This window comes from Kocuria sp. UBA5001, assembly GCF_002398425.1.
In the GTDB taxonomy this organism is placed as follows: domain Bacteria; phylum Actinomycetota; class Actinomycetes; order Actinomycetales; family Micrococcaceae; genus Kocuria; species Kocuria salsicia.
The window spans coordinates 332132-344664 of sequence record NZ_DGYR01000013.1 but is presented as its reverse complement, the minus strand read 5'-3'; the positions used below and the strand labels follow the sequence as shown (position 1 = coordinate 344664).

Genomic DNA, 12533 nt, shown 5'->3' with positions numbered 1-12533 from the left:
GTGGGGTTCCCACGATCACTCCGCCAGCCGCGCGGAACCGGCCCGGGCTGCCGGAGTCGGCCGCGCGGCGTCGTCGTCCCCCGCTCCCTCCTCAGTCAGCGAGCGGGGTGTGCTCTGCGAGCACCCGCTCCTGCGGGCGAACCGGGCCAGGGGGCGTGGCCCCCGGTGCGAACGGGGACCCGCCGAGAGCCTGCCGGCCGTGCGGCGTGGTCCAGTTGGTGAGGTCCGGACCCAGCGGGACGATGCCGGAGGGGTTGATGTCGCGGTGGACCACGAAGTAGTGGTCCTTGATCTGCTGGAAGTCCACTGTGTCCCCGAAGCCGGGGGTTTGGAACAGGTCCCGCGCGTAGCCCCACAGGTTCGGCATCTCGGTGAGCTTGTTCCGGGACGCCTTGAAGTGGCTCACGTACACCGGGTCGAAGCGCACCAGGGTGGTGAACAGGCGGACATCCGCCTCGGTGATGTGCTCGCCCATCAGGTAGCGGCGGGTCGCCAGCCGCTCCTCGACCCAGTCCAACCCCGCCCACAAGCGCTCGTACGCGGCGTCGTAGGCCTCCTGCGAGCCCGCGAAGCCGCAGCGGTACACGCCGTTGTTGATCTCGGTGTAGACGCGGCGCATGACCGGGCGCATCTCCTCCACCAGCTCGGCGGGCCACAGGTCCGGGGCGCCATCGCGCTGGTACTCGCGCCACTCGGTGGCGAAGTCCTCGGTCATCTGCGCGAAGTCGTTGGTCACCACCTGACCCGTGGGCGCGTCCACCATGGCCGGCACGGTGATGCCGCGCGGGTAGCCTGGGAAGCGCGCGAAGTAGTTCTCCTGCAGCCGCTGGGTGCCCAGCACGGGGTCGCGGCCGTCCGGGTCGAGGTCGAAGCGCCAGGACCGGGCGTCGTGGGTGGGGCCGGCAAGGCCCAGGGAGATGGCGTCCTCCAGCCCCAGCAGCCGGCGCACGATCAGCGTGCGGTTCGCCCAGGGGCAGGCCCGGGCCGCGACCAGGCGGTACCGCCCGGGCTCCACGGGCCATGCCTGCGCCCCCGGGGACAGCTGCGCGTGCTCGGGATCCGCGACGATGCGGTCCTCGATGTACGTGGTGTCACGGTCGTACTCCTCGCCCTCGCGCACGTAGGACCCCACCGTGGAGTACTTCTCGTGGTCCTGCTCGCCGTTGTCCGCCGTCAGATCCGACATGTACCACCTCCTGTGAACGTCTTGCGGATGATACGTCCAGCGTGCCACGGGTCCCCATCTCACGTCACCGCGGCGGGCTACAGTGGCCTTGTTTGAGGCCGTGCGCGGCAGAGCTGCCGCGCGGCACCGCCGCTCGACCACACTGGATCAGCCATGACTCCCGCCCAGCACCCCCGCGACCGCCACGATACCGACGACACCCCGCGCCGGGGCCCCAGCGCGTCCGGGGCCGCAGTGCCTGGAGACCAGGGCACCTGCCACGAGGACGAGCGCCCGCGCTACGGCATCCGCGCGCAGCCGGCCGAGGAGACGCCCCGGCCGACGGCCACGTCGCCCTCCGCACCCGGTCAGCCCTCTGAGCCCTCCACGCGGACCGCTTCTGCACAGGCCGCCCGGCGCATGGGCCGGGGGCTGTCCTTCACCGTCATCCTGCTGGGGCTGCTCGCCGCGGGCACCTGGCTCGGCTGGCTTGTGGGCGGTGCCCTCGTGGTGGCGGGGCTCGCGGGCTACGCGCTCGTGCAGACCCGCGCGCTCGCCGTGTTCCGGGAGCCCTGGGAGACGGGAGGCCCGCAGCGCCGCCCGTGGTCCAGGCTGTGGCTCATCCCCGCCGCCCTGCTGCTGCTCGGGCTGGGCTGCTTCGCCACCGCGTTCGTCGTCCCCTCCTGGCTCGGTCCGTCCGTGCCCCCAGACCTGCTGGACGACTACATCCTGGCGTTCGTGGTGGGGGGCATGACGATGGTGGTGGGCGCCGGTCTCGGCTTCGGCCTGGTCGCCACCGCACGGCTCACGCGCCCGGACGACGACGACTCCCCCCTGCGCCCCACCGACTACGCCGAACGCGTGCGCTGCCGGGATCGCCACGAGGACCCGGGCCACTACGACTCCGACTGGATCACCCGCGAGCACCGCGGCTGAGCCCACCCACCATCCGCGCGACCACGCGCGGGCCGTCACAGAGAGCGCGAGGAAGCATGGACACCACACCCACGGACGTGCCCGTCCAGTGGCTCACCCCGGAGGAACAGGCCGCCTGGCGTGGCTTCCTGGAGCTCAGCCGCGGAATGGAGCGCGCAGTGGACCGCCAGCTGCAGCGCGACAGCGAGCTCTCCAGCTCCGAGTACGAAGTCCTGGTGCCCCTGTCCGAGGGTCCCTCGGAGGGGATGGCGTCCCGCGAGCTGCTGACGCTGCTGGGGTGGGAGCGTTCGCGGCTGTCCCACATGCTCTCCCGCATGGAGCGCCGGGAAATGATCACCCGCTCCCCCAACCCCTCGGACGCCCGCGGACTCATGGTGGGGATCACCGGCCGCGGCCGGGAGGCAATCGAGAACGCCGCCCCGGGACACCTGCACCTGGTGCGTGAGACATTCATCGACGTGCTCGACGAGGAGGAGCAGGCCACTCTTGTGGGCATCGCCCACAAGGTGCTCCCCCGCCTCGTGGCGCTGGGGCTGCGCTGAGACCGGCGCCGAGGGGCCGGGGAAAAGAGCCTGTTAACAGGGGACGGGTCCTGCCACTTGGGGGATCGGCAGGACCCGTCGGACATCCCGAATCTGGGGGAGATCGGGACGCCGGCCAGCCGGGGGATCATCCGGACGCTCATTTGGGGGGACGCGCCCGGGCCACTTCGGCCGACATCAACACTTTATGTGGCAACTCCATCGAGACGCAAGTAAAGCGTTGCGAGGCACACACAATGCCGGGAATGATCTCCGCACCCCGCCGTGACCGGGTGCAACGCACGTCACAATCGTCATATTCATGATTTTCACTGAGCTTGCATCCGAGCGACCCCTGTCCCCCGGAGCACCGACGGCCGCCGCGAGCGGTCACCACTGCTCCGCGAGCTCCACCACGAGCTCCAGGACACTACGCAGGACGGCCGAGCGGTCCTCCCCGCGCCACGCGAGCACGAGCTCCACGTGGGCGCCGTCCGCAAGGTCCTCGTAGGCCACGCCGTCGAGCCGCAGGGCACGCACCTGCTCCGGGAGCACGGCAACCCCCTGGCCTGCCGCCACCAGCGACAGCATCACGGAGATCTCCGGGGTGCTCTGCGCGACGCGCGGCTGGAACCCGCCACCGCGGCACAGCTCGTCCACGGCACGCTGCAGGGGTGATCCCTCCGGGTGGCCGACGAAGACCTGCTCCCGCAGGTCCCCGACCGCGAGCCCCCGCCCGGAGACGAGCGGGCTGCCCTGCTGCACGGCGACGACGAGCCGTTCCCGCCCGACGACCCGGTGCTCGATGCCCGGTGTTGCCACTGGCGGGTGCAGGAACCCGACGTCCAGGGTTCGTTCGCGCAGCCCGGACTCGACGGCAGCACTGGACATCTCCCCCTGCACGGTGAGGGCCACCCCCGGCAGCCGCTCCCCCACTCCTCGCAGCACCCGGGGCATGCTCACGTAGGTCGCGGCACCGCAGCACCCTATCCTCAGCACGCCGGTGGCCCCTGCGCCCACGCGGTGCACGTCCGCCTCCAGCGTCGCGATCTCAGCGAGCACCGCTCTGCCCCGCTCCAGCAGCTCCTGCCCGGCGGGGGTCAGGTCCACGCGCCGGGTGGTGCGCTCCAGCAGGGTGACGCCCAGCTGATCCTCGAGCTGCCGGATCTGCTGCGAGAGAGGGGGCTGGGCCATGCCCAGCCGCTGCGCCGCACGGCCGAAGTGCCGCTCCTCGGCGACCGCGATGAAGTGGCGCAGCTGTCGTAGCTCCACGGGTGCCGCCTTCCTGCCTGGTCGTGAGGGGGCCCTCGAGGAGGCCGCGCTCCCCGCTGTCAACGCCGCCGCGAGCGGCAGGTTCGGCACCGCGCCGGTGCGCGTGCGCCCGCCCCCGCGAACCTCGTGTCAGGAGTCGAGGAGCTTCTTCTCCAGGATCTCCTCCTTGACCGCCCGGCGCAGGGTCTTGCCGAGCATCGTGCGCGGGAGGTCCTCCATGGCGACGATGCGGCGGGGAACCTTGTAGCGGGTCACCTTGTGGTAGCAGTGCTGCCGCAGAGCCGCCTCGTCCAGCTCCACACCGGGCTCCAGAACCACCGCGGCCACCACGGTCTCGTTGCCGTCCGAACCGGGGATGCCCACCACCGCGGCGTCGGCCACGGCGTCGTGCAGCTTCAGGGCCGTCTCCACCTCGGTGGGTGCCACGTTGAAGCCTCCGGTGATGATGACCTCCTTGATGCGGTCCACCACGCGCAGGAAGCCGTCCTCGTCCACCATGACGATATCCCCCGTGCGCAGCCAGCCGTCCTCTGTGAACAGCTCGGCCGTCTCCTGGGGGCGCTTCCAGTAGCCGCGGGTGACCTGCGGGCCCTTGACCAGAAGCTCGCCCTCCGCATCCAGCGGGACGTCCTCGCCGGTGCCGGGGTCGACCATGCGGATGTCGGTGCTCGGGAAGGGGATGCCGATCGAGCCTGCGCGGCGGTGCTCGTTGAGGGGGTTGCACGCCACCAGGGGCGAGCACTCGGTGAGTCCGTAGCCCTCGATGAGCATGCCGCCCGTGGCATCTTCCCAGGTGTCTACGAGGGGAACGGGCAGCGTCATGGCGCCGGAGACGGCCACGCGGATCCCGGTGAGGTCCACACCCTTCTCCGCGGCGGCGTCGAGCACCTTCTGGTACACGGGCGGCACGGCGGGCAGCACCGTGGGCATGCTCTTCCTCATCGCACGCAGGATGAGGTCTCCGCGCACGGTGGGGAACAGCACGAGCTTGGCGCCCAGGGACATGGCGAACGTGAGACCGAGCGTGAGACCGAAGGCGTGGAAGAGGGGCAGCACGCCGTAGACGACCTCGTCCGAGGAGCTCTCCAGCCAGTGCTGGCCCATGAGCGCGTTGGACTCGAGGTTGCGGTGGCTGAGCATGGCGCCCTTGGGAGTGCCGGTGGTGCCGGAGGTGTACTGCAGCAGGGCGATGTCCTGCGCCACGGGACGGGGGTGGTCCGCGCGCAGCGGTTCGTGGGAAGCCAGCGTCCGCCACGGGATCGCCCCCGGCGCAGGCTGGGTCAGCTCCCGGCGCTGCTCCGCGAGCTTCTTCAGCGGCAGCCGCAGCCCGAGCCGCATCAGGGTCGACATGCTCTCGGTGATGTCCACGGCCACCACGTGCTCCACGGCGAGGTCCTTGGGCATCCGGGTGATCGAGGTGGCGATCTTGTCCCACGCAATCACCACGCGTGCACCGTGGTCCTCGAACTGATGGCGCAGCTCCGGTGCCGTGTAGAGGGGGTTGTGCTCCACCACGATCGCCCCCAGGCGTAGCACCGCGTAGAACGCCACGATGTGCTGGGGGCAGTTGGGCAGCACGAGTGCCACGCGATCCCCCGCCTGGACCCCCATGATCCGCAGCCCCTCGGCCGCCCGCTGGACCTGCTCGCCTAGTTGCGCGTAGGTCATCCCGGCGCCGAAGAACTCCACGGCGGTCTTGGCCCCGTGGCGGGCCACGGACTTCTCGAGCATGTGCACCAGCGACGTCTCGGGCAGGTCCAGGTCACGGGGCACCCCCGAGTCGTAGCTCGCTGTCCACGGTCGGGCTGCCAGGAAGTCTCGGGAATTCGCAACAGACATGTGTGCGAGGTTACCCGTCCGTCCTTTCTGACGCATGGAACCCGCGTTGCGTCCTCCTCCGTGACGGCCCGCTCCCGCCGCACGGGGCTCCGCCGTGGGCCCACGAGGATGGGGCCACCTCGGTAGACTTCGGGGAACCCGCCACCGGATCTCCCGCCGAAACGAGGCCCCCGCATGTCCCCCTCCTCAGCCCGCCCCTCAGCCCGCGACCCGTTCGACGACGGCGCGGCGCCCTGGACGGACCGGACGCCCGCCGCGGGGCGGTCCCCGGAGGACGACACCACCCGACCCCTGCCCCGCCCCACCGCCGCAGGACGGTCCGGGATCCCCGGCGGCGGAACCGCTGGCGAGGACGTTGCGAGCTCCCGACCCCGGAGGACGCAGCAGCACGCGCCGGGTGCGCACACCGCCCCCACCGCGGCGGTCCCGGCCGTGGCCGACGACGCCGCCCGCGCGACGTCGTCGTCGACGTCGGCCACCGCGCCGCGCACCGGACGCACCGGCGTGGCTTCCGGCAGGCTGCACCCCCGGGACGCCGACTCCGCGGCGGCCGGGCCCGTGGGCGACGACCACCTGACCCGTCCGCAGGAGCGGATCTCGGCCGAGGCCGCGTGGGACACCATGCGCCCGGCGGTGCGCCCGGACGGTGTCACCGCGCTGCGCCGGCCGAGTGCGGAGGAGCTGCGCGGAAGGCAGAAGCGGCGCTTCGGCGGCCTGCAGGTGCTGCCGGGGCTCATGGGGTTGCTCGTGGCCGTCGGCCTGGCGGCCGTTCTCCTGGCCGTCGCCGCGCTGACGGCACCCGGCTTCGGCGTCGACACCACCGCTGGCGCCGGGGACGCACTCTCCCGCGCCTGGCGCGAACCTGGGACGGGCCTCCTGTGGGCCGCCGTGGCCGTGGCGGGAGGAGTCGAGTTCCTCTCCATGCTCGCCGGGGGATACACGGCCGGGCGCATGGGCAGGTTCTCCGGGGTGGCCCAGGGCATGGGCGTGTGGCTGTGGGCGCTGCTCGCGCGCGCCGTGGTGTCCGTGGCTGTCCTGCTCGGCGCGGGGACCGCTGGTCTCGGTGCAGGCTGGTGGACGGCCCAGGAGCTGCTCGGCAGTGATCCGGGGGTTGGTCTCGTGGCCGTCGCGGGGCTGCTCGTGCTCGGTCTCGTGGCCGCTCTCCTGGGCGGAATCTGGGGAATGCGGTACCACCGCAAAGTGGACGCGTGGACGGTTTCGAATGCACTGAGCGAGTAGACTTTGCCTGTCGAGGGCCTGGGCTGGGTCCTCACAGGGGAGTACGGAGGAACTTGCTATGCCTTCAACACTCGTCGCGGTTGTCGACGATCATGAAGTGGTTCGCGAAGGTGTTCGGCTGGTGTCCATGACATCACTCGCGGACGTCAAACTCGTGGGGTCCTCGGATTCCGTGTCCACGCTGCTGGACCAGCTGGGGAGAGACCCGGAGAATCCCGCGCTCACGGCACAGGGGGCCAAGCGGATCGAGTGCGACGTCGTCCTGCTGGACCTCTCGCTCGCGGACAAGTCGCGCCCCGCCACCAACGTGGAGCGGCTGCGCAGCGCGGGCATGAAGGTGCTGATCTTCAGCATCGGGGAGAACGCCGGTCTGATCCGCGAGGCGCTGCGCGCGGGTGCGCTGGGGCTGGTCCGCAAGTCGGACCCCCTCGAGCACGCGATCGAGGAGGCGCGCGCCATCGCGGACGGCAAACCGGTGATCACCAAGGAGCTCGCCGCCGCGATCGACGGCGACGTCGAGTTCTCCAGGGCGGCGCTGTCCCCGCGCGAGCGCGAGACTCTGCGGCTCTACGCCTCAGGGTTCGCCCAGGTCCAGGTGGCCCGGCGGATGGGCATCAAGCAGTCCGCGGTGAAGACCAACATCGACCGCATCCGGGAGAAGTACGCCCGCATCGGGCGGCCCGCGCCCACCAAGATCGACCTGCGCATCCGCGCGATCGAGGACGGGCTGGTGGACCCGGAGGACGACGTCACCAGCGCCGAGAAGAAGCTGTGACCCGAGTCCGGCCCCCCGCATGAGTGCACGCGAGAGGTCTGTCACGCGCAGGGCGCTCTCGTACCGGCGGGTCAACGTCCGGCTGCGGTGGAAGCGGTTCTTCGCCACCATCGCGCCGGGGGAGCTGGGTCTTTACACGTACCGCGCCCACTATCTCGCGATGATCGGGTTCGGCGTCTTCGGAGTGGCCCACCTCATCGAGGTGCTGCCGATCTACGCCCAGCAGCAGCAGTCGCTGCGGGACTGGTACGCGGTGTTCGTGCTGGCGCTCGCGGTGCTCACCGGGTTCACCCTGCTCTACGGCCTGCGGCACTCGGTGCGTCCCTGGGTTTTCGTGGCCTACACCGCGGTAGTGGCGGCGGGGATCTTCGCGCTGCCGCTCGCATGGACCGGCAGGTCCATGCCGCAGAACCCGTGGATCTCCGGCTTCATCATCCTGGCCGTGGGCGCCGCCGCGGTGCTGTGGAGCCCCAGAGCCGCGGTGCTGTACATGGTGCTGCTCGAGTCCGTCTACGCGGTGATCGCCTCACGCGTGATCACCGTGGAGGACAGCGCGGAGCCCTGGCTCGCCGCAGGGCTCTCCCGGATGGTCTTCGGGTTCATGCTCGTCGTGGTGCTTGCCGTGGGCAAGCGGGGTGTGGAGAAGTTGGACATCGACTACGCGGAAGCCCTCTCCCAGACCCTGGCCATGCGCCGCAACCGCTCGGAGACCGCGGACCAGGAGCGCATCGACCGGCTCATCCACGACAACGTCATGGCCGCCCTGCTCGACGCCTCCCGGTCCCGGGGCCCGCTGTCCCGGCAGACCCGCCAGCTCGCCTCCCGGGCGCTGGACGTGCTGGCGGAGGAGTCCAGCCGCTCCACCGGTTCGCACACCGTGATGGTGCACGTGCTCATGGACGAGCTCATGGACGCTCTGGCCCCCTGGCGCTCCCGGGTGCGGTTCACCAACCTCCGAGGACCCATGCGCCCGGTGGGCGAGCCCCGGGTTTTCGTCCCCGCGTACGTGGCGCACGGGCTCACCCAGGCGGTCACCGAGGCCGTGTCCAACAGCGCCCGCCACTCGGGCAGCGAACTGACCACGGTGTCCATGGAGGGCGCGCTGTGCGAGCCCACCAGGATCAACCCCGAAGGCTTCTACCTGCGCTTCACCATCAGCGACGACGGCCGGGGCTTCAACTACCACGACATCCCCGGCCGCAGGCTGGGCGTGCGCGTGTCCATCGTGGAGAACATCGAGGCGATCGGCGGCGCCGTGGACCTCGACACCGCGCCCGGGCGGGGCACGCGGGTGACACTGACGTGGCCAAAGGACGCCACGGCATGAGCACGGTGAAGCGCGAGGCCTTCGCGCACCGCTACATGCGGCTCATCGTCCTGGCCGCGTTCTCCGCGCCCTTCGTGGCCGCACTGGGGCACTTCGAGGCCTCCGCGGGACGTCAGGGGGCGTTCGTGGTCTCGATGCTCGCCTACACCCTCTCCGGCCTGCTGGTGGCCCTGCCCCCGTGGAACGGCCACCGCTTCCCCCTGGTGCCCACCGCCCTCGTGAGCGGCCTGTTCCTGCTGGCGGCGCAGCAGGGGTATGCGGCCACCCCCGTGACGCTCGACGCCGGGCAGGCCCCCTGGTTCCACCTGGGGTTCATCGCGGTCCTCTTCGCCCTGGGGATGCGCCTGCGCCCGGGATGGGCGTGGACCGTGTGGCTCGGTGTCACGGTCCTCTCGGTGCTGCGCTGGCCCGTGACGGACGGCGTGCTTCGCCCCGTGGAGGCCTACCACGTGGTTGGTGCCGCCGTGCTGCTCGTGACCTGGATGGTGGAACGGCAGTACAACGAGTTCATGCTCCGCCAGGAGGACACCCGCAGAATCCTCGAGACCGCGCGCTCGCGCGACGAGGCCGAGACGGGGATGCGCCAGGCCTCCAGCAGGCGTGTGGACGAGGTCCGCAGGCTCGCCGGCGGGCTGCTGGAGCGGATCGCCCAGGATACCTCCCCCGTCACCGACTACGATGCCCAGCAGTTCCGGCTCACCGAGGCCCAGCTGCGCGACAGCATCCGCGGCCGTTCGATCGCCTCCCCCCACGTCCTCGAGATGACCCGTGCGGCCCGTGCTCGCGGTCTCACCGTGGACATCCTGGACGAGCGGGGCTGCGCACCGTCTCCCGCCGTCATGGAGGCCACTGCCCGGCAGCTCGCCGAGATCATCGCCCAGGCGCGGACGGGCATCATCACGGTGCGCGCGCTGCCGGAAGGCGATCCGACCGCGGTGTTCATCGTGCACGACTCCGAGAACCCGGACGACGACCCCGTGGCGGTGGAGATCGCGGACGGCACCGGGACGGTCTCCGTCTTCTGATGCGGGCGCACTGCACAGCGGCGCCGCGGCATCCTCCGCGGGGCGCTGGATCCACAGGCGCCCCGCTCCCTGCCCGCTGGCGGGCGCGCCGACCCTAGCGTTGCGCCATGACGACTTCGCAGCCTGACTCCCTCGATCCTCTGTCCCTGCCGCCGCAGGACGTGGGCCTGCCCCCGTCCGGGGAGCCCCCCGCGCTCGGGGACCTCCTCGCGCCCGCGGGCCTGGCGCGGACGGCGCTGCGAGCCGTCCTGTGCGGGGACGGGGTGAGCCGGTGCCCGTGGTCACCGGCCACCGTGGGCGCCCTGACCGACCACGACCAGGGCTGGGGCACCACTCCCACGAGCGCCAGGGGATACTTCGCCGCCCTCACCCTGGAACTCGTGGATTCGGGCCTCGCCCGCTGGTCCCAGGCCGCCCGGCACGACGCGTGGCACCTGAACATGGCCGGCCTGGACCCGCGCCGAGTGGCGCTGTTCGACGACGACGACGTGGACGACCTCCTCGACGTCCCAGAGCTCATCCGCAACCGCGCCAAGATCGAGGCAGTGGTCCGCAACGCCCGCGCGTGCCAGGACTGGGAGTTCTCCGACTGGCAGGACGTGCTCGAGGAGGCCGAGGTCCCCGCGCCGGGCCCGGCACCCGAGACCGCGCTGGACCTCCCGGACAGCACCGCGGCGTCGCGACGTCTCGCACTGGTGCTGCGCGGACACGGCATCGGGCTGGTGGGGCCGGTGACGGCACACCGGTGGCTCGAGCGCACGGGCCGCGCACCCGGTCATGTGCTGGGGTGCTTCCGAGCGGTGCCGGAGGCGCCCACGGGCTGAGGCCCGGGCTCAGTCGAGCAGCAGCGCGGGCTCCTCCAGAATGCGGGCCACGTCCGCCATGAAGCGCGCGGAGAGGTCCCCGTCCACCACGCGGTGGTCGAAAGAGCCGCCCAGGGTGGTGATCCAGCGCGGGACGACGTCCCCGTCGACGACCCACGGCTTCTGCTTGATGGTCCCGAAGGCCACGATCGCCGCCTCTCCCGGATTGATGATGGGAGTGCCGGTGTCGATGCCCAGGGCGCCGATGTTCGTGATCGACAGGGTTCCGCCCTGCATGTCCCCGGGCTGGGTGCGTCCCGCGCGAGCTGTCTGCGTCAGTTCGTGCAGCGCGATGGCCAGTTCGCGCAGGCTGAGGTCCTGGGCCTCCTTGATGTTGGGCACCAGCAGCCCCCGCGGCGTGGCCGCGGCGATCCCGAGGTTCATGTAGCGCTTGATGACGATCTCGGTGTCGGTCCACGTGGCATTGACCTGCGGGTTGCGCGCGGCGGCCCAGATCACGGCCCTCGCCAGGATCAGCAGGGGCGTGACCTTTACTCCCTCGAAGTGCGGGGATTCCTTGAGCCGCTTGACGAACTCCATGGTCCGGGTGGCGTCCACGTCCACGAAGATCGACACGTGCGGGGCGCTGAACGCGGACTTCACCATGTTCCGCGCGGTGGCCTTGCGGACCCCCTTGACGGGGATGCGCTCCTCACGGGCGTCCGCGGGCTGGGCGGTCGCGCTCCAGAACGTGTCCGGGCCGCCCTCCACCTCCCGCTCGTGGGCGGCGTAGGCGAGCAGGTCCCTCTTGGTGACCTGGCCGCCGTCGCCGGTGGCCCGCACGTCCGCGAGGTCGATGCCCATCTCCTTCGCTGCCTTGCGCACGGGGGGCTTGGCGAGGTTGGGGCGCCGCGGGATGGACGCGGTGGCCGGGGGCTGCGCCGCGGGCTCGTCCAGGGACTTCCACCACGTCTCGCTGCGGTCCCGGATCTTCCCAGCCTTCTCCGCGAAGTCCACCGCGGCGCTGCCGATGCCCGTGCGGGAGAGCCGGTCCGCCCAGCCCTGCTTCCGCACGACACTGGTGTCCGCCTCGGCCTTCTGGGCCGCTGCACCGCTCTGGCTCAGTCCCTGCGGCGCCTCGGCGTCCGTGCGCATTCCCACGCGGGTACGACGCCGCCGCCGCACCGGGTCCGCCTTCGGCCCGGAGCCCACAAGCGCCTTGCCCCCGGCGGAGTCCAGGCTCGTGCCGGAGCCAGAGGTGATGTCCTCCTCCGCGCGCTGCACCTCGGGGACCGGCTCGTCCGCGAGCCCGTCCTCCGGTGCCGAGCCGGTGTAGCCGGGATCGGTCGCGCCTGCGGGGGCGTCGTCACTCGTGGCGACCGCGATGATGGGGGTGCCCACCTGCACGGTCTCCCCCTCGGCCACCATGATCTCCTGCACGGTCCCCGCGAACGGGGAGGGCAGCTCCACCACGGACTTGGCGGTCTCGATCTCCACCAGCACCTGGTTGACCGTGACCTGGTCCCCCTCGGAGACCTTCCAGGCGAGGATGTCCGCCTCGGTCAGCCCCTCGCCCACGTCCGGAAGCGTGAAAACCTGTGACATGAGTTCTCCCTCGTGCGCTGCGGCCC

11 protein-coding genes are annotated in these 12533 nt (G+C 71.4%); 7 read left to right on the top strand and 4 right to left on the bottom strand.

The window, feature by feature from the left end:
• Nucleotides 1-91: 91 nt before the first annotated feature.
• Complete coding sequence (locus tag B3G12_RS09455; RefSeq protein WP_144941051.1) at nt 92-1186, bottom strand: glutathione S-transferase family protein; 1095 nt, start codon at nt 1184-1186, stop codon at nt 92-94.
• A gap of 153 nt (nt 1187-1339) precedes the next feature.
• Here B3G12_RS09455 and B3G12_RS09450 point away from each other — a divergent pair, with 153 nt between their 5' ends.
• Both B3G12_RS09450 and B3G12_RS09445 read left to right on the top strand, forming a co-directional pair.
• Complete coding sequence (locus B3G12_RS09450; RefSeq protein WP_290500054.1) at nt 1340-2101, top strand: hypothetical protein; 762 nt, start codon at nt 1340-1342, stop codon at nt 2099-2101.
• A gap of 56 nt (nt 2102-2157) precedes the next feature.
• Nucleotides 2158-2643, top strand: a complete 486-nt coding sequence (locus B3G12_RS09445) for a MarR family winged helix-turn-helix transcriptional regulator (RefSeq protein WP_055082744.1) — start codon at nt 2158-2160, stop codon at nt 2641-2643.
• Nucleotides 2644-3012: 369 nt separating this feature from the next.
• Here B3G12_RS09445 and B3G12_RS09440 read toward each other — a convergent pair whose 3' ends face one another.
• Nucleotides 3013-3894 carry a LysR family transcriptional regulator gene (locus tag B3G12_RS09440; protein ID WP_290500052.1) on the bottom strand — a complete coding sequence of 294 codons (882 nt, stop codon included), beginning with the start codon at nt 3892-3894 and terminating at the stop codon, nt 3013-3015.
• Nucleotides 3895-4023: 129 nt separating this feature from the next.
• Nucleotides 4024-5733: a long-chain-fatty-acid--CoA ligase gene (locus tag B3G12_RS09435; protein ID WP_145010172.1), complete on the bottom strand. Its 1710-nt coding sequence runs from the start codon at nt 5731-5733 to the stop codon at nt 4024-4026.
• A 174-nt stretch (nt 5734-5907) separates the two neighbouring features.
• On the opposite strand from B3G12_RS09435, the gene B3G12_RS09430 reads away from it, so the two are divergent.
• The 5 genes from B3G12_RS09430 to B3G12_RS09410 all read left to right on the top strand — a co-directional run bounded on the left by B3G12_RS09430 (nt 5908) and on the right by B3G12_RS09410 (nt 10923).
• Nucleotides 5908-6972 carry a hypothetical protein gene (locus B3G12_RS09430; protein ID WP_290500049.1) on the top strand — a complete coding sequence of 355 codons (1065 nt, stop codon included), beginning with the start codon at nt 5908-5910 and terminating at the stop codon, nt 6970-6972.
• A gap of 58 nt (nt 6973-7030) precedes the next feature.
• The gene (locus B3G12_RS09425) at nt 7031-7747 is read left to right on the top strand and encodes a response regulator transcription factor (RefSeq protein ID WP_144941061.1); all 717 of its coding nucleotides are present in this window, start codon (nt 7031-7033) and stop codon (nt 7745-7747) included.
• Between the two features lie 19 nt (nt 7748-7766).
• On the top strand, nt 7767-9074 hold the full coding sequence (locus tag B3G12_RS09420) for a sensor histidine kinase (RefSeq protein WP_145010178.1): 1308 nt from the start codon (nt 7767-7769) through the stop codon (nt 9072-9074).
• Nucleotides 9071-10099, top strand: a complete 1029-nt coding sequence (locus B3G12_RS09415) for a hypothetical protein (RefSeq protein ID WP_145010181.1) — start codon at nt 9071-9073, stop codon at nt 10097-10099. The genes B3G12_RS09420 and B3G12_RS09415 overlap by 4 nt, the downstream gene beginning before the upstream one ends.
• Nucleotides 10100-10206: 107 nt before the next feature.
• Nucleotides 10207-10923, top strand: coding sequence for a DNA-3-methyladenine glycosylase I (locus B3G12_RS09410; protein WP_144941067.1), 717 nt, complete (start codon nt 10207-10209; stop codon nt 10921-10923).
• A 9-nt stretch (nt 10924-10932) separates the two neighbouring features.
• Here B3G12_RS09410 and B3G12_RS09405 read toward each other — a convergent pair whose 3' ends face one another.
• Entirely contained in the window at nt 10933-12507 is a 1575-nt protein-coding gene (locus B3G12_RS09405; protein ID WP_144941069.1) for a dihydrolipoamide acetyltransferase family protein, read from the bottom strand.
• Between the last annotated feature and the right edge of the window lie 26 nt (nt 12508-12533).

Bases quoted from the DNA above. Each gene is read 5' to 3' on its own strand.
- B3G12_RS09450 (WP_290500054.1), top strand. From the start codon at position 1,340: ATGACTCCCGCCCAGCACCCCCGCGACCGCCACGATACCGACGACACC.
- B3G12_RS09455 (WP_144941051.1), bottom strand. From the start codon at position 1,186: ATGTCGGATCTGACGGCGGACAACGGCGAGCAGGACCACGAGAAGTAC.
- B3G12_RS09415 (WP_145010181.1), top strand. From the start codon at position 9,071: ATGAGCACGGTGAAGCGCGAGGCCTTCGCGCACCGCTACATGCGGCTC.
- B3G12_RS09445 (WP_055082744.1), top strand. From the start codon at position 2,158: ATGGACACCACACCCACGGACGTGCCCGTCCAGTGGCTCACCCCGGAG.
- B3G12_RS09430 (WP_290500049.1), top strand. From the start codon at position 5,908: ATGTCCCCCTCCTCAGCCCGCCCCTCAGCCCGCGACCCGTTCGACGAC.
- B3G12_RS09410 (WP_144941067.1), top strand. From the start codon at position 10,207: ATGACGACTTCGCAGCCTGACTCCCTCGATCCTCTGTCCCTGCCGCCG.
- B3G12_RS09420 (WP_145010178.1), top strand. From the start codon at position 7,767: ATGAGTGCACGCGAGAGGTCTGTCACGCGCAGGGCGCTCTCGTACCGG.
- B3G12_RS09405 (WP_144941069.1), bottom strand. From the start codon at position 12,507: ATGTCACAGGTTTTCACGCTTCCGGACGTGGGCGAGGGGCTGACCGAG.
- B3G12_RS09425 (WP_144941061.1), top strand. From the start codon at position 7,031: ATGCCTTCAACACTCGTCGCGGTTGTCGACGATCATGAAGTGGTTCGC.
- B3G12_RS09435 (WP_145010172.1), bottom strand. From the start codon at position 5,733: ATGTCTGTTGCGAATTCCCGAGACTTCCTGGCAGCCCGACCGTGGACA.